Consider the following 21,214-nt stretch of genomic DNA (forward strand, 5'->3'; position numbering starts at 1 on the left):
AGCGTCAGCCGGCGTCTTTTTAACCCCGCACAATACCGTAGCTTGCGCAGATATCTGTAAATTCCTGGCTGCCTACAAAGCCGTCAAAAACTTCCTCACGGCTTGTTCCATTGTCCAGAAGTCTCACCCAGCTCTCCAGGCCGGCAGGATCAGATTCACGGCCTAAAAAGGCGCGGTACAACTGTTTCACATAGTCGGCATTGCTGTAATTTCTGCCTTTAAATTCATCGCTGAACACAAAGCCATAGGCAACATCCCGGCCGCTGTTTGCGTGAGTCACCAAAGCATTGATCCAGGAAGACAGGCCGGCGGCGTCCGGCTCTCTCTCCAGGCAGATCTGGTACAGACGGGTGACAAACCCTTTCACAGGCGCTTCCTTACCGCAGGCTGAGCATGGGCCGGAAGGAATTGTCCCGTACTGAGGCACTTCAATGGCACTGCCGATATTAATGCCGTACTGGCTGCACAGCCCCCGAAACTCTGTACTCATGGCAAATCCGTTAAAGACTTCCTCACGGGTTGTTCCGCTTTCCATAACCTTGATCCAGGAGGATAACCCTGCGGCGTCCGCCTCACGACCGAGGAATGCCTTATACAGCAGCTTAATATAGTCTTCATTGCAATAATTTTTATTCTTAAACTCCGTGCTGAACACAAAGTTATAGGCCACCTGAGCGCCGCCCTCACGGCCGCTTTCCAGGACATTGACCCAGCTTTCCAGACCTGCTTTGTCAGGGGTACGGCCTAAACATGTCTCATACAGACGGGTGACAAAAGCAGAAATTGTCTGCTGTTCCGGTTCAGGCTCCGGCTGAGTTTCCGGCTCAGTCTCCGGTTCGGTCTCCGGCTGAGTTTCCGGCTCGGTCTCCGGCTCGGTCTCTGGCTCTGATTCCGGACTTGCATCGAAAAATTCTACCTGATAAGCAAGATCGACAGCTCTGCCGCTGAGGTCTTTCAAACCTTCAACAGTCACTGTATATATGCCGTCATAATATATGCCGTCATATTCCATTATATCATCCACATTCGGCCTGAAAATAATACAGTTACTCACGCCATGTTCATCAAGATTCACATTAAAATAGGGTCCATTCCCCACATTTATGTAAGTCTGATCACCGCTGAACGTCCATGTTTTCCCCGCACTGTCCTCTAATGTAACCGTCAGATCTTCCTTTGCGGGCATCGCATATTTTTGCGGATTCAGCGTAATACTCCATGCCTCGTACCATCTAAACAGATTTTGCGGGAAATTTCCGGAAGCCGGCCAGGAAATAAAGTCATAGTCGCACCCGGCGCCGCTGCGGTCATAAATTGTTTCAACTGCGACCCCATCGCAATAGCCAAAGCCGACTTTGCCGAGGGTAGGATTAAGCTGCCACCGCCGATGGCCAAGCTCCGGAATATTATTGCCGGAACTGTCATCCATCCAGCCGTCAATGGCACTCACCGGCATACCCTCAACATCCCCCGTAAGATTACAGCTGCTGACTGCCCGAAGGCCTCTTTCATAAAACGCGTCATCCATATCATCCGGCTGCTTCGGCGAATGGGATATCCGTCCGCTGGCCGCTACCAGAACCGCGCCATACTGGGCGTTCTCATTAAAGCTCTGATCATTTTCTACCGCAGGCAGTCCGGCAATCCGGCGCATAGCGTTCAGGCGCCCGGTCATGGCAGACAGCACCTCCGATGACAGCGCCCCCGCGCTGTATGGATATTTGCTGCTGGGTTCTTCCTCATAAATGGGAGATGAGGTGATGACCGGGTTGTCTTCCAACAGCTCTATAATCTCCTCCTGGCTCATTTTGGGCATTGATAGACTTCCGCTGTCGGAGTATTGCCCGCTGGCGTTGACGCTCATTGGGGCTGACAGTGTTAATGCCATGCATAAAGCGAGAAACCCTGCTAATATTTTTTTCATTAATGTCTCCTCCCTCAAATTGTCTGTCACATCGTTTTCAAAAAGGCTCAGGCCCATACCCCCGGCCCGAACCTTTCATTATATGATGCCAGGGTCTCAAGGTCATGCTTTTCATGCTTGCATGAAAAAGCATGACCTTTTGACCCCAACATCATTATTCTATCTATATACACATTTTCATAAAATCCCATAGGACTGGCAGATTTCCCGAAATTCCGGTGAATCCGCAAATCCGTTAAAGACATGTTCCCGGCTTTCTCCCTCTCTTAATACTTTCAGCCAGGATTCAAGTCCGGCGTTATCCGCCTCTCTGTCCATGAAAACTCTGTAAAGAGTCCGCACATAATCTTCATCAGACAGATTTTTTCCCTTAAATTCGTTGGAAAATACAAAGCCGTAAGCCGCCTGTTTCGCAGTGTTGACTCCCGTAAGGATCTGGCTGCACCAGGCGTTGAGACCATTCACATCCGGCTCCCGCCCCAGGCAAAGCCTGTAATTGCGGACAATAAATTTGGTCACGTTCTCATTCTGGTCTCTGGGCTCTGTCAATACCGCGTTTCCACGGACAATGCCGTACTCACTGCATATACCTGTAAATTCATTGGATTCCGCAAATCCTTTAAATACATGCATACGGGAAAGTCCGCTGTCAAGGACTGACATCCAGGCATTTAAGCCGCCCTGATCATATTCCCGGCCTAAAAATGTCCGATACATAATCTTAATATATTCCTCATCGCTCATGTTCCTGGATTTAAACTCTGTACTGTCCACAAAGCCCTGCGCCACTTTGGCCCCGGACTCCTTTCCGGAAGACAGGACATCAACCCAGGCATTGAGCCCGGCGTTATCCGGTGTACGCTGAAGAATATTTTCATAGAGCCGCGTCACAAAAGCAGCGACACCTTCACGATCCGCCACAGGCGCTCCGCCGCCGCCATTGTCCGTGCCGCCTCCGGTGTTGCCGCCAGTATTTCCTCCGCTATTATCTCCGGAAGGATTGCTGACCGTCACCGTGCATTTTGCGGAATAAGTGCCATCAGCCGTAGAGACAGTGATCACCGCCTGTCCCGGTTTGTTCGCTGTGACAAGCCCTGAACTGTTCACGGCCGCCACGGAAGTATCAGAAGACTGCCACTGATAATTTTCAGGGATAAGCACAGCCCGGACACTTTCCCATCCCGGATTCTGGATCACCGGGCGGAGTTCTCTGGTATCCCCGGAATTTAAAGTAAGGTCTGTGTTGGACAATCCTATTGTATATTTTCCCGGATAAACCTCTACCTTAGCCAGAACATTTTGATCAGCCATAGAAGCCGGAGCCGATGCATTTGCCGAACCAAAAAGCTGAACCCAGTATGTAACTCCATTATGTACAAAACATCCAACGCCTATAGAGTTCCAGCGTCCATCTAAAATATTGGCTTTGTGTCCCTCCGAGTTCATCCATTGATCCATAACCCCGGCTGCTGTTGAACTTCCGGCCGCGATATTTTCCGCTGAGGCTTTTGTCGATATGGAAAAACACTCCAGGCCATTTGTGCGGGTGTGGGAAAAATCAATAGCAGTCTCTGATGACCGGGTCATCGCCGCACTTAAAAGATCCTGATCCATGGACAGAGGATTTAAACCCGCATTTTGACGTTCCTGATTTACAAGCGCCAGCACTTCATTAGCCAGAGAATACTTGTAAGTACCCTCAAGTATAATAGTATCCGTTTTCAGATAGGAACCATCGGTCTGCGGTTTAAGATCATCCGAATAAACCAGCTCCAGGTTGGGGCAGGCCGAAAAGGCATCTTCCCCGATGAGCGTTACTGAGTCCGGAATCTTAATATAAGTCAGCGACTCACATTTGTAAAACGCCTGGCGATTAATTTCCTTCAGGCCTTCAGGCAGGGTAAAATTCTGAAGAGCGGTACAATGGCTGAATGCCTGGAAAGTGATCATTTCCAATGTTGACGGAAAAGTTACCTTTGTCAGGGCAGTACATCCAAAAAAGGAACTGTTCCATATTTCCCGCAGTCCTTCCGGAAATACGATTTCTTTCAGACTGGTACAGTTTGTGAATGCTCTGTGCCATATAATCTCAAGGCCTTTGCCAAAGGTGACATTTTCCAGACTTCGGCACTCCTCAAAAGTATAAAATCCAATTTCTTTAATGCCATCGCCAAGAACAACACTTTTTAAAGCGGAACAACTGTAAAAAGCCGAGTCTCCAAGTTCTGTCACGCTGTTGGGAACCGCCACGCTCTGAAGCAGAGTATTTCTGCCAAACGCATATGCCCCGACAGATGTTACCCTGCCCGGCACTGTAAAGCTGGTTCCTGAGTGTTTTGCCGGATACAGTACAAGAGTTGCGCCGCCGTCTTTATACACAATGCCGTCTGATGAGGAAAATGTCTTATTTCCTGAAGCCACCTGCACACCGGTCAATTGGGTATTTCCCAGCACCGCATAGGCATCGAACTCCGTCACAGACGCCGGCAATGTCAGTGTTGCAAAATCACTGTACTGGAAAGCATATTGCTTAATACTGGTCAGACCGTTATTCAGAGTGATATTTTTTAAAGAGCTGCAGTTGGCAAACGCGGCCATATCCAGTGTTTTTAAGGAGGCCGGCAAAGTCACGTCAGAAAGAGAGGTACAGCCGTAAAAGGCGGACTCTCCTATCGTTTCAAGAGACGCTGCTCCGGAAAAATCTATACTTTCCAGATTAGTACACTCTGCAAATGCATATTTCCCGATCTTAGTTACACCTGAGCCGACAATCACCTTTTTAATCTGAGACTTTATGTTTTGCCATGGCACATTATATGTATAATCGTAATCCACCATGGCACCATTTCCAGAAAGCGTCAGCACTCCCTGATCATCCAAAGTCAATTTTACTCCGCCTGAATTATAAGACGACGCGGCATACTGGTCGACTAAAATTTCCACTTCCTGCAAATCCTGCTCCCCGCCCTCTGCTTCCAGCATATAGCCCTCTGCCAGAAGTTCTTCTGGGGCATCTTCCACTTCCTGTCCGACAGCTCCATAAACCGGAAATGCCATCAGTCCTATGGCCAGTACCGCCAAAAGCGCACATTTCAAACATCTTTTTTTCATTTTTCTCCTCCTCCCTGTCATTCATTTTTTCTTTTAATTTCCCACCTCCTGTCTTTTTTTACCTCCCCCAGCCGTGAAAACGCAAACCGTCTGCTTTCATGTGTGAGGACACCGCGCGGAGCGCAGTTTATATGTTTACTATAATAAAACGAATATATTTTTTCAATCTGAGGACATTTTTGAGGAGAAAAAAAACACCACAGACCAGCCTTTCTCACGACCGGTCTGCGGTGACTTTTTTGATTGCAATATAAACTTACATGTGATTGTTCCGTCTTATGATTCAGCCTTTTTGTTCAGCGTTTTTTGCCGCCATCTTAGCGTCAAGGCTTGCCCGGATCTTGGCGTTCTTTTCAGCGTTAAGCGGATAGAAAGCCAGCGGAATCAGAGCCAGCAGGTAGAAAATACCAAACATCAGGTTTGCGGAAAAGTTAATACTTGCAAGAGCTTCCGCAGTCTGCTGCTGAGCGGTACCCACATAACCAAAAGCGCCCATGATCAGAAGGGCAACTGCCGGACCAAAAGCGTTTCCGATCTTAGTGGAAAGGGATGTGGCGGCATATGCCAGACCGTCGGTACGCACGCCGATGCGGTCTTCCTGATAGTCGATAGATTCCGGAATCATAGACATCGGGATTGGAATCGTGAAGCAGAAGAAACCGTAAATCGCGTGAAGCACAAGCTGCACCGGAAGGTTTGTCGGTGATACAAAGTAGATGATAATCAGTGTAATACCGGAACCGATGTAGCCAATGGCGGCAACTCTCTTCTTACCCCATTTGATAACATAGTTCTTTGTCAGGAAAATACCAATAACCGTCATAATGGACGGAAGTGACATAAAAAGACTGATATACTGAGGTTTGCCCATAACATACATGATGTAATACAGTACAACGCCGAGACGCCCGAACATGGCGAACATAGCGAAAAGCATCATGGCGAATACGAGCATAAGGGGTTTGTTTGTGACAACCGCTTTAAGGCTCTGGGAAATAGGAATCGGTTTCCCCGCATTTACCGGCTTAACGGTCTCTTTACAGTTGGCATAAACAAAGTAAAACAAAGGTACAGATACAACTGCGTATATCAAAATAGTAATTGTATAGCTGGTGGCGTTAAAGTTTCCAGCCTCGCCGGAAATAGCGCCCATAATAATAGGAGATACTGCAGAAAGGATAACGGAACTTAAATTTGTTCCCATCATTCTCCAGCTTGTTAGCTGAGCGATATCTTCCGGGTTCGTTGTCATAACTGTGGACAGAGAACCATAGGAAAGGTTAACAACAGTATACAGCATACCATACGCAATATAGGTAATGGCCGCGTAAATCGCCGCGCCGCTTCCACCGATGGTAGTGAATGTCAATACGGCCGCCAGTGCCAGAAACGGTGTGAAATAAAAGATGTAGGGGCGGAATCTTCCCCGTTTTGTATTGGTACGCTCCGCAATAGCGCCGAACATCGGGTCATTGATAGCATCCCAAACACGGGCAATGATCATAATAGCAGATACAACCGCTGGAAGCAGACCAACCACGTCGGTATAGAATACAGACAGATAGCTTCCCATAAATGTGTTTGTCAGGTTACTGGCAAAATCGCCGCAGCCGTAAGCAAACAATACTCTTTTGCTCAGTCTCGGAGCCGAGACCGCTGTGCTTTGGTTACTCACTTTAAGTTCCTCCTAGCATGTAATTTTGTGTCTTTTTATAAAATTTCCGGAATCCGGAAAGTTTTATTTTGCAGAGTTTTGCCCCCCAATACTCTGCCGCCAGGCTGACATCCAAAAGAGCGGACGCTTCTTTGATTCTTTTCAAGATGCTTTGCCGCTCCTTCACTCTGTTACATATTTGACAAATTTTTCGTTAATTAGTATAGTCTGCCTTCGCGTTTTTTTCATCGTTCATTCTTACGATTATATTATCTTTTTTTAACCTCCGTCGAAGTCTTCAGGCCAAAAAAGGTCAAAATTTCACTAATATAAGTGACTTTTTGACCTTCTTTTTCCTTTATTCCCTTATTTTTACTGCTAAATTTAAACACTATTGCAGAAAAGTGACCTATTTTCCAAGATAGTTGACCGCGACAAATGCAATCTCATTGGCTTCCATATGTATTGACAAATTTATGCTTCCATTTTCCGTTTCCAACATCTGCATAGACAGTTTAGGTTCACAGCCTTTCTGAAAATATCGTATATCATCTTTAGAAAGGTTATTTTCAAATTCTGTCTCCTGCCACTGGCCAAACACCGATCCGTATTCTTCATTTACCCGGAAAATTTTCACTTTATAGGTACCCTCCCTGGCATCTTCCAGCTTCAGCTCAAGGGTACACGCCTCCATATCTTCAAAATACTTTGAGATATGTTCCCGGTCTAACTGATCTTCAGGTGTATAATAATAGTGATAACTGAGTTTTTTACAGTTATGACATACTATTCCATAATTATCCATACGGTCTGTGGAAACAAGATAATTTTCTCCTTTGCCCACATATTGTCCATATAATCGGTTTAAAAAATGAAAGGCAAATGCGGACGGTTTATTTACGCCTTCTTTGTTCAGCAATCCGTTTCCGCCAAAAAGAAATCCATTAGTATCAATAAATTCAGAAACCCGGTCTGTCCCGCCAAAGTAAGCCATAAAGTCCACTTTTCCAGATAATGCAATATAATTTTTTATAATGTAGGCGCCTTTAAAACACGTATCATTGATCTGGTTTCTGTCACTAAAGGTCAGATTCCATTCCGAAAGCCCTACAGGTATATCTTTCATCCACTCCTGGGTGTCCTGACGCATATTCATAACCGTACGCTCCATAAAGTGTTCATCGCTGCTTGGAACAGCAATCGTCCGCCCGTCTTCAACTTTAGAATCATAGGCATAAGCGTACATTGTCACAAAATCCGGTTTTACACCGCTAATTTTAAGCTTCTCATGAAAATCCCGAATAGCATGGGATTTTTCCTCATCTCTTTTAGAATAACCATGCATACCACAGCCTCCAAGCTGTGCCTCGCAACACTGATGAATAATGTCCTGGGTAATTTTCAGGCGTTTTGCGTAATCGCAGATATACGCCTCATCATCCAGTCTTTCCGCGTCAAACCAAAGTTCAAACTTCCACTGATTTACGGATTCTCCGCCATAGCGCACCAGAATATGGCGCATAAACGCCTCCATCAGCGCTTTCCAGTCGTTAATTTCCCACTGTTCTCCCCCGATCTCGTAGACTACAGAGCTGGACGGATTTTTTACGACTCTCTTGGGCTTACTTTCCAGTTCAATAAAGGGCAGAATATTGTATTTCTGTAAAAAGTCCAAAACAGAATCCAATCTGGAAAAATTATAGGAATGGCCCATATGACTGGCGTCAATAAACATGCCTTTAGAAAAAGGATTCCAAAAACGCACAAAAGTAAAACCAAGAGATTCCCTGAGTAAAAAGACATGCTCCTGAACTTCTGAACGCAAAAGATCTTCCGCAGAACCAATGTTGATTACCTTTTTCCATATCTGATCCAGCGGCCGAATCTGCGTTACAGACATGCGGGCCTTTTTAATTCCGGAAAAATTTTCATCTTTACCGGATATTTCCTGCCAGAACATATTTTCCAGCTTTTTTTCCACATTTTCCGGTAAAGGGTCCGGCTCCAGACGGCTGCTGTACGGCATCCGTCGGCGCATCGCGGACGGAGTCTCACCATATTCTTTTTTAAAGGCTTTTTCAAAAGCTGCCACGCTTGGAAAGCCATTATCATACACGATGCGGGTAATTGGAAAATCTGTATATAAAAGCTGATCCACCGCGTGGTGAAGGCGCACATTGGTCAAGTAATCCGCAAAACTCATACCATAATTCTTTTTGAAAAAACGTGACAGATATCCATTAGACAGATAAAGCTTTTCCGACAGCAGCTTCATACTGATAGGCGAACTGTAATTGGCCCGTATGTAGTTCTCAATCTGTTGAAGGCGGAACTGATATTTATCGCTTCCTCCAGTCACCGAAAAGCCTCCGGTGCGCATAAGAAAGTTCTCGCAAATAAAATCCATGATCTGATAGCAGATAGCTATATAGGCAAAATCCCCGGTATTTCCTTTATTTTTTAAATATCTGTTTAACAGCCGCCGCAGTAATCTGCGCAGACCGTCATAGCCCACATCATTACTTTGGGTGGAATCGCAAATAAACAGAATATAAAGGTTATTCAAAACGTCACTGAGGAGATCATACATAATCGTCAGCTTCGCATACAGTACATCCCCCTCTCCCCTGAGACTATGGCGCTTGTTGGCATTTACGATAAAGACATCATCCCTGTAAAGAGGGGTCTTCTGATCGTCTATATAGATATCCAATTCCCCTGAAAGTACATATAACAGCTCAATATCCTGATGAAAATGTTCTTTTTCTTCTTTGTTTTCTAGTACTTCCAGAAGAAGTTTCTTCTTTCTGTAATAATCCTTCATGCGGGACCTCCTTTTCGCTGTTATAGTTTTTGTAATGTTTTTGAGCATATGCGCAGCGCAGCGTCCGGCGCGGCTGAACAGTTGTTATTTTTTTTATTTTTTGGTTGAAATTCTCTGAGATATAGTGTATGATATAACTTGTCTGGGGGCATAGCTCAGTTGGGAGAGCGCTTGAATGGCATTCAAGAGGTCATGGGTTCAAGTCCCACTGTCTCCACAATATGTTTTTAAAACGTACACTTATAATAACGCCGCAAACCTGGGAAAGTCAAGGGTCTGCGGCGTTTGTTTTTCAGAACCACTCCAAAACTTTTTCAATTTCCATAGGCTCCATGAAGCAGATACATAGTCCGCACTGGCTCGTCTCCGGCATTTTCCCCATCCGCCTACTGCCGCTTTATCAAAATGCCAATAAGAAATTCAGCGACCCCATCGGATTATCTGTTCCTTTTTCCAAAAGGGACACAAGGGCCCGCATAACCTTTTCCACATCTTCCTGAGTGGATGGGACAATCGTATTGTCCAGCTTAACAGTAAGCACAATCAAAACAATCTCTGCCAGTGCTTCCGGATCTTCAAAAGTAATCTGCCCTTCCTGAATGCCCTGGCGGATAATCTGGGCCAGCGTTCCTTTCAGTCCGGTAATCACATGATTTAAGAACATCTGATGAATATAGGCTCCCTCATAGATTCCCGCAGAGGACGAATCCTTTTGTTTGGAAAATTCCAAAGAGGCGTTGCGACATGCCTGGAAAATCATGGCCATACGGGTAAAAGAAGAAATTTCCTTCTGATCCGCCAGCGTTGTTGCAATTTCCATGGGTTTCTCGTAGGTCCGGGCAATCAACGCCTCCAAAACAGCCTCCTTTGAGGGAAAATAATAGTAAAGGCTTCCTTTCCCAATGCCTGCCGCCTGGGCGATCTCACTGACTGTAATCATTTTAATATCTTTGCTTTGCAGAAGCTTTTGCAGCGCATCCAATATATTTTCATATTTCTCTGTATTGGGCAAGACTTTAACCTCCTTTCAAACAATCAAACCGCGCCGGTACCCGCAGCTCCAGCGCTGCAGGTACCATTAAATTTTAGTATAACATAGCCCGTTCGCCGGGTACAGTCGGAAAAAGCTGAAATTTTTGGAAAAGAATAGTATTGACGCTCCTCAAAAAAAATGATACTTTACAGTTATAGAAACTTGACCATCGGTCGAAAATTTTCCGAAAGATCTTTGGATTGTTCAGGAAACAGCAAAAGGAGGAATCATTATGACCTTTGAAGAAATATTTGCGGAAGTAAAGAAACGCATCTCCGGCGCCGATGTCAGCGCCATTAACGAACATCTGGCCTATCAGTTTAATATTACCGGCGACGGTGCCGGCAGTTTTTATGCGGAAGTCCGGGACGGACAGCTTTACGTGGAACCTTATGAATATTACGACCGGGACGTTATTTTCACATGCAGCGCCAAAACTCTGGAAAAAATTGCCGATGGTAAACAGGATCCCGTCCTGGCTTTTACCTTGGGAAAATTAAAAATCGAGGGAAGCATTGACAAAGCGCTAAAATTAAAGGATATTCTAAAATCCGGGAAATAATTCCGGATTTAAAAGTCTGAAATTTAAGTGCCCGCACTAATCCGGTTAAGAAGAGAATTTGTCACTGTTTTGCCATGGAGTATAGCAAAACAGTGACAAAAGAAAGATGTCATCTGAAACTGACCCGAATCCCATACCAAGACCCGTAAGCAGGTCTTGATTATTCATTTACATTTCTGCGAAAACCAATATAGGCCGCCGCAAAATAGATTCCATAAATCCCCGCGCCGATAAGCAGGGCTATGACAAAGTAAAACAGTCCGCTGCCGTCGGCCCCTGTAAATTTTACAAACTGATCGCCGGCATATATGGCAATCACCGAGCTTATGGCCACAGCGGCCAGGGCTGGCACAAGATAATACATGCCAAGCTGTCGGAAAATGATCTTGTCCACTTCTTTTTTACTCACACCCAGCTTTCTCAGCACATCATAGCGGAATTTGTATTTTCCCGAATCGGAAAGCTGCTGTACCGCCAAGATGGTCATAGCCACGAAAATAAAAATCAGCGCAATATATTCCAGCGGAAAAGTTATAGAAGTCACCACAAACCGCATATCCGATCCGTCCACATCCCGAACGAAAATATCCGCGATAATAACGATCATCTCATCAGTGCCGCTGGCTTCAAGAAGGTCGTCCTTCCACTCATCATCAGTAACATTTCCAGCCTCATACTGCTCCTCAAATTCATCATACGTCAAAACTCCGTGTTTATGACGGTGGACTTCATCCAGGGCGTTTTTAAGCTCCCCGGTGCCCTCCCCTTCAATATCCGCTGCATAAGCCGAGTAATACGCTGTCATATTCTCACACAGCTCATCAGGGACGATGATCAAATAATCGGCGCCGTTAATACCATTCTGAGAAAAGGCATCGGTATACACACAATCCAAAGACAACATCTCACCGTCCACATCAAGGCGGACATTATACACATCCTCCCCGAAATCTCTGGCAATCCGGGGCTTTGTCTGGAGGGCGTAGGTGTGACCGGGCAAAGTGATGGGAGCGCACCCTGTCATCTGGCGTAGGGCATTATAGTCGCTCAGTTTCATATAGGTATCCCATGTGTAGTACTCCCGGCCGGGGACAAAATTTCCCGCCGCGTCCACATGTTTTTCCATGGATGTCGTCACATGCGTGCCGAAATACATATTCATCACCTGGCTGCCATTTTCATAGATATGGTAAATTCTCTGGGTATTGATATCTGTGCCGGACTTAATGACCTGGATCTCTTCAGCGAAATCATCCCCCGCCTCCGGGCTGTGGATCAGTATGTCAAAAGGCATAGAAGATTCTATGGCCTGATCCTGGTACCGGGCAAACATAAAAGCGAAGGCGCTGCCAAGCAGTGTGCAGATCAAAAGCAGGGTCAGCGTCCCCATAGTAAATCCCATGGTTCGCACTTTTGAGGCTAACTGGCGGAATAAAAAGATGCGGTTTTTCCGGTACATCCACCGCCCCCGCTTCTGCACCCGGCACACAATAAAGGCGGAGAATCCGAAAAACATGGCGTAGACCGCCACAATAAATCCGGCAATGAGCAGCAGCGCCGCCCAGATCGAACAGCCCACAAATATCATCACATAGACAAAAATAATATAGGCCAAAGCCAGAATAAAGAGCCACTGGCGCAGCCGTTCCCGGCCAAACCGGATCTCGTCATTTTTCTTATCCATGACAATAAACTGGGCAATCGTCATTTTCTTAAAAATCTTTTTATTGCGCCACAGAGCAAGAATATAGCAGGCATAATAACAGCCCACAGTCATCAACAGACACCATCCGCTGATCTGAACATTTAGCTGATAAGTCTCATTAAATACCGAATAAAATACAGTCATGATCACCTGCTGAAGCAAAAGCCCCACAGCCATACCTGCCATCAGCGCCACTGTGCCCACCAGAATATTTTCTTTCATATATAAACGGGACAGCTCTTTTTTCTTCAAACCGATGAGAAGGTAAGTGGCAAATTCCCGGCTGCGTTTTTCCAGCATAAACCCGGCCATATAGTTAATGAGCCAGGCCACAATAAGAACGATAAAAAAAGTGATCATCCCAAGCATTGCCCCAAGCACCATAGCTTCCGTACACATACTCTGAATATCTTCTGAAAAAATCAGGGAATTAAAAGCAAACATTAAGGCGGCCACAGCGGCCATGGTGATCAGGTAGATGAGGTAATCTTTCATGGAACGCTTCGCGTTGCGAAAAGCCAGTTTATTGACCATATCTGCTGTCACCTCCTGTCAGCGCCAGCACATCCAGGATCTCTCCCAGAAATTCCTTGCGGCTTTGTTCTCCGCGAATCAGCTCATTAAAAATTTCCCCATCTTTGAGAAAGAGGATGCGGTTACAATAGCTGGCAGAAAACGCGTCGTGGGTAACCATTAAAATGGTGGCACCCATCTGCTCATTCATGGCTTTAAATGTAGCCATAAGCATCTGGGCGGACTTAGAGTCCAGGGCTCCGGTAGGTTCGTCGGCCATGATCAATCTTGGATCATTGACCAGGGCTCTGGCGCAGGCACAGCGCTGTTTCTGTCCGCCGGACACCTGGGATGGAAATTTGTTTCTGATTCCATCAATCCCCAGCGCCTTTAATATAGAATCCACCTTCCGGTCAACATCTTTTTTCTTGCCTCCATGTAAGCTCATAGCAAGAATAATATTTTCTTCGATCGTAAGAGTATCTAAAAGGTTAAAATCCTGAAAGACAAAACCGAGATTTTCCCTGCGGAAATCAGAGAGGGCATCTTCATCCAGCTCCGTAATATCTGTATTGCCATAGTAAATATGCCCCGCCGTTACCCGGTCAATGGTAGACAGCATATTTAACAAAGTGGTTTTTCCCGAACCGGAGGCCCCCATAATCCCCAGAAACTCTCCTTTATCCACGGAAAAGCTGACCCGGTTCACCGCCCTGGTAATATTGTTTTTTGCTCCGTAATATTTTTCAACATCACAGACTCTAAGCTGTTCATTTTCATTTAAAATCACCGGGCTTGCCGCCTCAGCCTTTCTTTTTTTCCTCATATCCATCAGTCCTTCCTTATATAATCAGGCCGCAGCCCGCTTTTCTTTTCAACATCTACAGTCTAACAGGAATTTCCCTTTGGTTGTATGAGTTTACTTTACAGTAATCTTTCATTTTTGTCAGATTGGGAACGCCACCTGGCGAATGCCGCGCCTGGACTTTACTCCCCGCTCCGGCCTGCTCACCTTTTATATCCTGTTAAAATCCGAGTCGGGAAAGGTGAGGATCATCTTTGTATAGCTGCCCGGCCAGGAATCACAGGAAATTCCCATGCCAAGCTTCTGGCAAAGCCGCCGGCACAAATACAGCCCTATGCCCGTAGCGCGGCTTTTATCCCTCCGTCCGTTTTTTCCGGTAAATCCCTTCTCAAATATCCGGCCGAGATCTTCCGGGACAATGCCTAAACCGTTGTCCTCGACGATGAGAAAAATTTTATTTGCTCCCCGCTCCACATAAATTTTTATCTTTCCCTCACTCTCCCGGCGGTACTTTATACTGTTAGAAAAAATCTGCCGGAGCATAAATTCCACCCATTTTTCATCGGCGGACACAAAGGTATCTTCCATATCCAGATCAATGACCATGCCGCATTGTATGAAATGCCGCTTTTCATCCCGGATAGCAGCCAGCACCACATCTTTTAGATTGACCCTGTGAATATGGTAATCTTTGTGAACCTGCTCCATGCGGGCGTAGTACAGCACCTTTTCCACCTCGTTTTCAATAACATCCAGCTCTGTGAGAATCTGCTTTGTCTGGGGCGACTTATGATTTTCGCAGATCAGCTTGGCTGCGGTAATGGGTGTCTTCACCTCATGAATCCAGCTTTCAATATACTCTTTATAATTTTTCTGTTCCTCCTCCAGACTGTGGATCTTCTCAATTACCGATTTGTTGGATTTGCGCAGAATTTCCCAGTATAAACGATCCTCCAGTCGTTTCCCCGGCTTCATTACCTCGGCGATGAGATATCTCTGATCCAGGCCGTCCAGAACATCCAGCAGCTCCTCAAAATATTTTTTCATAGAATAAAACCGGACAAAAAAATAAATGGCAAGAACTAAAAACCAGCCCGCCACAATAACAACCACTGCCGCCCCAGGATTTTTAAGGAGCAGCAGATACACCGACAGCACTAATAGGGCTGCACCGTTAATGAGCAGCACGCTTGCCCGGCTTTTTAAATAGTCTTTAAAGCTCACCTTTGTCCTCCTCTTTGCCGATCCGGCACACTGCTCTTATCCGATCCGGTATCCCAGCCCCCGCTTTGTCTCTATAAAATCTCCGGCGCCGATACTTTTTAGCTTGTTGCGGATGCGGGTCACGTTGACGCTCAGTGTATTATCATCAATAAACACTTCATTATCCCACAGGTAATCTATAATATCCGTCCGGGATACAAAATCCCCCGGATGCTCAAAAAGGCAGTGCAAAATTTTCATTTCGTTTTTTGTCAGGTCGCACTTTTTACTGCCTTTGCAGACACAGGCCGCTGCTATGTCCAGCACAATCCCTTTATATTCCGTTTTTTGAGGCGCCCCTGCCCCATTGCCGAAAGTCCGCCGCAATACCGCCCCGATGCGGGCCAGAAGAACAGGAAGCTGATAGGGTTTTGACACATAATCATCCCCGCCGCGGAGCATCCCGTTAAGCTCATCCATAGGCGTGTTGTTAGCCGTCACAAAGATTACCGGGACCTGGGAATATTGCCGGATTTCTTCACAGATGGCCAGTCCGCTTTTTTTCGGCAGATTCACATCCAAAAGGATCAGATCCGGCTTAACCGCCAACGCAGATCCCGCCGGATCCGAAAAATCTTCCATAATACGCGCCTCATATCCCGCCGCCATCAGGGTCATCTGAAGCTCCTCCCTTATGGTTTTATCATCCTCAACAATTAAAATTTTTCCTTTTTTATCCATTATCTTTAGTCACCTCGTACCCTGGCTTTTTCTTTTATTGTCCCCGGTTGAGATTTAAAAGCCTTTTTTGAAACATCTCCCGCTCCAGAGCCATGTCCTCAAACAGGTCCAAATCCATTTCCTTTTTCTGGCGCAAACCAATATGCTCCACAGCTTCCAAAGCCGCCGCCCTCTGGCTCAGCCGTTTGGGAAGCACAGTCTGGCAATTGGCGCCTTCAATTGTATCATAGGCGTGAAAACACTGGTTAAAATCCATTAAAGGGTACAAAGATACGCACCGGTTCGTTTCATTATCTACCAAAAATCCCCAGTTCTCCGGATGCCTGTCCGTATTTCCCGTCAGATAATCCAAAATATTCATGCCATAATATGTCACCGGGTCAAGCTCTCACCCAGAAAACATCCGTCAGTGAGACACAGTGATAAGACAGGGAAATATTGGCCCGGTCTTTATCCGTTACCGCCTGGGACGCGCCGATACTGTTTAAAAGTTCCTTTGCATATTTCCGATCTAAAGATAATACCCTGGACGCGCACCAGTGGTAGAAATTGATAAGATTGTTCATCATTGTATCAATATCATTTTCCGCCATTTCTTCTTCCAGATACAGATCATACGGCATAAATTGTTCGTTATAAATTCTGGCATTTCCTGTGGCAGACACAGAGGCCACAATCTTTTCCATATGAAGAATCTCATAGACAATCCTTGTTTTTTTCTGATTCATATTACCGGAATTCATTTTTTCAACCGCCTTTCACAGCAACCCTTCATGCCGCGCCGCCAGATGCAGCGCCATTCCCCATAAGGAGCATTTCACTTATCCTCCATTATATAACATCTTTCCCGGAAAACACAACTAAAAGAGACCGGGCTCCCATCTAAGGATTCCGGCCTCTTTTAGTTTTTGATATTTATGCTTTCCAAAGTCCATGAAGATTACAGTAAGCGTATACTTCCTGGAGCTGTTCGCCTACAGCAAGTGCAAAAACGGCCTTGGGCGCATCTGACGGAGATAAATGTTTTACCGCAAAGCCCTGATTGGTCTGCACAACAATCCACTCAATCCAGTGTTCCGGGATCATGGGATGTTCCACGGAACCTACCTGTACATTTACCATGTTATCCTCGACTGTATATACAGGCACATGTTTTTCCACGGCAGCGTCTGTCGTACCGGCCTCAAGCAGTTTCATCTTCTCACCGCAGCACATCACCGGCACTTTCTTATCTGTCAGCTTTGTAATAATGTTCCCACAATGTTCGCATACATAAAATTCCATAGATCATCTCTCCTCTCTGTAGGGCGTTTTGCCTGCTGGCCGCAAATGACCAGTCTAAAACGTTTCATGATTATACAATACAAGTATACGATATTACCGAAAAATAATCCATCCTTTTACAAAAACTGCCGAAAAAAAATCGTAGCAATTTAACCTGCTAAGAGGATTGCGGTTATTTCATCGAAAAAAGCTAATAGAACCGTAGCTTTAATCAGTCCGCGCCACCCCTGATGGCCGGAGAATTTTACATAATCCGAGAATCCAGATAAACGATCCCGGCACGTCCAAAAGAGGCCAGTTTTGCCCCTTCGCTGCCAAAGGAAACAGCAAAGGGATGATTCTCGCCGCTAATTTCTCCCTTTTGAAGCATTTCACACAGACGGATCATATCTCCCACAAGGGCCATGGACACCGGATTGTCCCGCTCCATACCGGGGAATCCGTAACGCTGAGGGCGGTGTCCCGTGAGAAATTCCATATCCGCCGGTTTTGATTCGGCCCAGTCCATAAATTTCTTCAAATTCTGTCCGTATTGCTCAACTGTCAGCGCTCCTGGCACCTGCATCCACACGCCCATGCCTGAGCCTACAGCGTCCCCGGAAAAGAGGACGTTATATTTTTCGCAGTAAAACCCAAGAGAACCCGGCGTATGCCCGTACATCGCCACAGACTCCAGCGTTGTCCCGCCGCCAAGTTCCAGCATTGATCCTGGGTCAAAAGGTGTATAATCCAGCTCTCCCAGACTCTTATCCATCCCCATCCGTTCCGCTGACAAGGCAACTATAGGGATGTCTTTGGAACATATGTACCGCATCTCAAAACTCCCGGCGTATTTCATATGATCCCCGTGAGCATGGGTCAGCAAAAGCACACAGGGCAGAGCCGTTATATGGCGGATCAGAGGCAAAACCGGCTCTTTGCCCATGCCTGTGTCAATGACCGCCGCCATTTTTTCTCCCTCGATCACATAAAAGGAACTTTCATTTTCATCCTCAACAGCATACAGCCCTTCTCTGAGTTTTTCAATGGTGTATTCTCCAAATTTTTCTTTAGCCATTATTCTCTCCTTCAAAGGTCAGATATTCTCTCCCGTTCTAGTCCGGGAAGATCATAAACTCACCCATACCTTTTCCTGTCCCTGTTCGGGTATGACCACCGTATCCGCTCCGTCTATCTCGTACCGGGCGCCTTTAACACCGGAAATATGAACATTAATCATCCGGATCTTCCACGATCCTTCCGACTCTCCCTTAAAGACAATACAGCCTGTATCCGGCTCGGTCCGGCCTTCTATCCACCCGGTTTTGCGTCCCCGGTCAAAAATTTCAGCGCGAGCCTCATTTTTCAGGGCATAAACACGAAATTCCACATCGCGGGCATAGTCATATTCCGGTGAATCGTCCCTGCTGCCCTTGGGAATGATGGAATTATCCCGGACAAGAAGGGGGATATGAAGATAATCATAATATTTTTCATACCAGGCGCCGCCCTCAAATATCTCTCCGGTCAGATAATCTGTCCACCGCCCTTTGGGCAGATAAAACCGTCCAATGCCTTCCTCATTAAAAATGGGAGCTACCATAAGACGTTCTCCAAACATATACTGCCGCTCAAGATAGGCACAGTTTAGATCGTCGGGAAATTCCATGGCCATAGCCCGCATCATGGGGACCCCGGTACGCGAGGTTTGAACAGCGCTGGAATAAATATAAGGCATCAGAGACATTTTCAGACGGGTAAAAAAACGGAGAGTGTCCACCGCTTCTTCCCCATAATTCCAGGGTACCCGGTATGTTGTACTTCCATGCAGACGGCTGTGAGTGGACAGAAGCCCGAAAGCGGCCCATCGTTTATATACATCCGGCGTGGAATTATCCTCAAAGCCGCCGATATCATGGCTCCAGAAGCCAAAACCGCTGGCCGTCAGTGACAGCCCGCCCCGCAGGCTCTCGCTCATAGATTCGTAGTTGGCGGTACAGTCGCCGCCCCAGTGTACCGGAAATTTCTGTCCGCCTGCAGTGGCCGACCTGGCAAAAAGTACAGCCTCCCCTTTGCCCCTGACGGATTCAATGGTTTCAAACACCGTCTTATTGTAAATATAAGAATAGTAATTATGCATTTTTACCGGATCAAAGTGATTGTCATACACCGCGTCCACAGGGATGCGCTCTCCGAAATCTGTCTTAAAGCAGTCCACGCCCATAGCCATAAGTTTTTTTAACTGTGAGGCATACCAACGGCATGCCTGTGGATTTGTAAAGTCCACGATGGCCAGCCCCGGCTGCCACATATCCCACTGCCAGACATCGCCGTTTTCTCTTTTCAGGAAATAGCCCTTTTCTTTTCCTTCTTTAAACAGCGCGGATCTCTGTCCCACGTAAGGATTGATCCACACACATACGCGGACGCCTTTATCATGGATTTTCTTCAGCATTCCCTCCGGATCTGGAAAAATATCACTGTCCCAGCAAAAATCTGTCCAGTGAAAATTTTTCATCCACAAGCAGTCAAAATGAAAGACCGACAAAGGAATCCCCCGGCTCTGCATCCCGTCAATAAAGCCAAGAACCGTCTTTTCATCATAGCTGGTAATAAACGATGTGGACAGCCACAGGCCAAAAGTCCACCGGGGCGGCAGCGCCGGCTTTCCTGTCAGGTCTGTATACCGCATCAACGCCTCTTTCATCGTCGGCCCGTCAATAACAAAATAGTCCAGATACTCTCCCGGAACGCTGAAAGACACTTTCGTCACATATTCCGATCCCACCTCATAGGATACCTTTTCCGTATGATTAACAAACACGCCGTATCCCCGGCTGGACAGATAGAAGGGAATATTTTTGTAGGACTTTTCCGTAGCTGTGCCTCCATCCTCATTCCATATATCCACAGACTGTCCGTTGCGCACCAGAGGCGTAAACCGCTCCCCAAGGCCATAGATCAGTTCTCCCACAGACAATCCCAGATGCTGGACCATATAAGCGTTTTCCCCGTTATAACTATAATAGTCCCCTTTCCAGTCGGTTTTAATATAAGCCAGATCCCCTTTCCCGCTCTTTGTCAGCAGTTTCCCGTCCCTCTCATATCTCATGGACCAGTTTTCCCGGTCAATGACAAGGGCCAGACGCCCGCTCTTTATCACAATCTTTTCATCGTCTTCTTCCATCTCCATCAGACTGTTTTGTGAAAGATTCAGTTCGAACCGGGGCCTGTCCCCATCGTCCACGCCCATATAATGCCATGTCTGCACACGGATCACTTCCGGAGCCGGAGCAGTGATCTTCATAGTCAGGACTACGCTTTGCAGGTCAAACCCCCTTGTGGGAAGGACAAGAAGCGCACTGTCCTCATTTTTTTCAACTTCATAGATCATTTTGGGTGAAAAAAGAGCATGTCCTTCTTTCATCAGCCACGCGCCATTTTGAAACTTCATCGCTCTCCTCCTAAATCTGAAAACAGGTCCAACAAAACTTAAAAATCTACATAGAGCATATCCTATGCCTCTGACGCCAAAAACAATCATGATGCCAGAGGCAAATGTTTTCTCTATGGCATCATTATACCATCAGCAATATCCGAATACGACTATAAAATAGGCAATGATTTCAGAATATTTTTCCGAAGTTTCTGGGGAGGCGATATCATCTCGATTTTATGGACATAGCTTAAAAGAATTGACGTCAGAATATGAAAAAGAAATTTTATTGTGGGCTCATAAATGCTACGGTTCAACAAGAGCTATGGCAAAGGCTTTGGGCGTCGATCACTCGACTATCGTACGCAAATCCCGGAAATTGGGACTGACAGAGGAAGAATAGTATTCTCCTCTGCCAGTCCTCATCTGATTTCCTGCAA

General features: G+C 46.2%; 16 protein-coding genes and 1 tRNA gene. 3 read left to right on the forward strand and 14 right to left on the reverse strand.

The features are described 5' to 3' along the window. Positions 1–19 precede the first annotated feature (19 nt). From HNP82_RS09355 to HNP82_RS09370, 4 genes are all read right to left on the reverse strand, one after another. Positions 20–1,924 carry a DUF4214 domain-containing protein gene (locus tag HNP82_RS09355; protein WP_183773684.1) on the reverse strand — a complete coding sequence of 635 codons (1,905 nt, stop codon included), beginning with the start codon at positions 1,922–1,924 and terminating at the stop codon, positions 20–22. A gap of 177 nt (positions 1,925–2,101) precedes the next feature. Beyond that, the gene (locus HNP82_RS09360) at positions 2,102–5,035 is read right to left on the reverse strand and encodes a leucine-rich repeat protein (protein WP_183773686.1); all 2,934 of its coding nucleotides are present in this window, start codon (positions 5,033–5,035) and stop codon (positions 2,102–2,104) included. A 283-nt stretch (positions 5,036–5,318) separates the two neighbouring features. Further along, a complete protein-coding gene (locus HNP82_RS09365; protein WP_183773688.1) occupies positions 5,319–6,710 on the reverse strand; it encodes an MFS transporter in 1,392 nt (463 codons plus the stop codon). A 388-nt stretch (positions 6,711–7,098) separates the two neighbouring features. Continuing rightward, a complete protein-coding gene (locus HNP82_RS09370; RefSeq protein WP_183773690.1) occupies positions 7,099–9,513 on the reverse strand; it encodes a GH39 family glycosyl hydrolase in 2,415 nt (804 codons plus the stop codon). A gap of 144 nt (positions 9,514–9,657) precedes the next feature. Between HNP82_RS09370 and HNP82_RS09375 the strand changes: the two genes are divergently transcribed. Next, positions 9,658–9,730, forward strand: a tRNA-Ala gene (locus tag HNP82_RS09375). 183 nt (positions 9,731–9,913) lie between these two features. Here HNP82_RS09375 and HNP82_RS09380 read toward each other — a convergent pair. After that, a complete protein-coding gene (locus tag HNP82_RS09380) occupies positions 9,914–10,525 on the reverse strand; it encodes a TetR/AcrR family transcriptional regulator (protein ID WP_183773692.1) in 612 nt (203 codons plus the stop codon). Between the two features lie 253 nt (positions 10,526–10,778). Between HNP82_RS09380 and HNP82_RS09385 the strand changes: the two genes are divergently transcribed. Continuing rightward, a complete protein-coding gene (locus HNP82_RS09385; RefSeq protein WP_183773693.1) occupies positions 10,779–11,108 on the forward strand; it encodes an SCP2 sterol-binding domain-containing protein in 330 nt (109 codons plus the stop codon). Between the two features lie 160 nt (positions 11,109–11,268). Here the strand turns inward: HNP82_RS09385 and HNP82_RS09390 are convergent, their stop codons facing one another. The 9 genes from HNP82_RS09390 to yicI all read right to left on the reverse strand — a co-directional run bounded on the left by HNP82_RS09390 (position 11,269) and on the right by yicI (position 20,792). Then, positions 11,269–13,347 carry an FtsX-like permease family protein gene (locus tag HNP82_RS09390; RefSeq protein ID WP_183773695.1) on the reverse strand — a complete coding sequence of 693 codons (2,079 nt, stop codon included), beginning with the start codon at positions 13,345–13,347 and terminating at the stop codon, positions 11,269–11,271. Then, the gene (locus tag HNP82_RS09395; protein ID WP_183773697.1) at positions 13,337–14,152 is read right to left on the reverse strand and encodes an ABC transporter ATP-binding protein; all 816 of its coding nucleotides are present in this window, start codon (positions 14,150–14,152) and stop codon (positions 13,337–13,339) included. Before HNP82_RS09395 ends, HNP82_RS09390 begins: the two co-directional genes overlap by 11 nt. A gap of 189 nt (positions 14,153–14,341) precedes the next feature. Continuing rightward, on the reverse strand, positions 14,342–15,355 hold the full coding sequence (locus HNP82_RS18395; protein ID WP_183773699.1) for a sensor histidine kinase: 1,014 nt from the start codon (positions 15,353–15,355) through the stop codon (positions 14,342–14,344). Between the two features lie 36 nt (positions 15,356–15,391). Continuing rightward, entirely contained in the window at positions 15,392–16,075 is a 684-nt protein-coding gene (locus HNP82_RS09405; RefSeq protein ID WP_183773701.1) for a response regulator transcription factor, read from the reverse strand. A 34-nt stretch (positions 16,076–16,109) separates the two neighbouring features. Then, complete coding sequence (locus HNP82_RS18400) at positions 16,110–16,436, reverse strand: hypothetical protein (RefSeq protein WP_330599519.1); 327 nt, start codon at positions 16,434–16,436, stop codon at positions 16,110–16,112. 19 nt (positions 16,437–16,455) lie between these two features. After that, complete coding sequence (locus HNP82_RS18405) at positions 16,456–16,818, reverse strand: hypothetical protein (RefSeq protein WP_330599520.1); 363 nt, start codon at positions 16,816–16,818, stop codon at positions 16,456–16,458. A 172-nt stretch (positions 16,819–16,990) separates the two neighbouring features. After that, positions 16,991–17,359: a desulfoferrodoxin family protein gene (locus HNP82_RS09415; protein WP_183773703.1), complete on the reverse strand. Its 369-nt coding sequence runs from the start codon at positions 17,357–17,359 to the stop codon at positions 16,991–16,993. Positions 17,360–17,603: 244 nt separating this feature from the next. After that, positions 17,604–18,416 (reverse strand): MBL fold metallo-hydrolase, encoded by an 813-nt coding sequence (locus tag HNP82_RS09420; protein ID WP_183773705.1) that lies wholly within the window; start codon positions 18,414–18,416, stop codon positions 17,604–17,606. A 51-nt stretch (positions 18,417–18,467) separates the two neighbouring features. Further along, a complete protein-coding gene (yicI, locus tag HNP82_RS09425; protein ID WP_183773713.1) occupies positions 18,468–20,792 on the reverse strand; it encodes an alpha-xylosidase in 2,325 nt (774 codons plus the stop codon). Positions 20,793–20,958: 166 nt separating this feature from the next. Between yicI and HNP82_RS18810 the strand changes: the two genes are divergently transcribed. Further along, positions 20,959–21,177, forward strand: coding sequence for a TyrR/PhhR family helix-turn-helix DNA-binding protein (locus tag HNP82_RS18810; RefSeq protein WP_183773715.1), 219 nt, complete (start codon positions 20,959–20,961; stop codon positions 21,175–21,177). Positions 21,178–21,214: the final 37 nt, after the last annotated feature.

Origin of the sequence: Catenibacillus scindens, from assembly GCF_014202115.1 — a bacterium.
GTDB lineage: Bacteria > Bacillota > Clostridia > Lachnospirales > Lachnospiraceae > Catenibacillus > Catenibacillus scindens.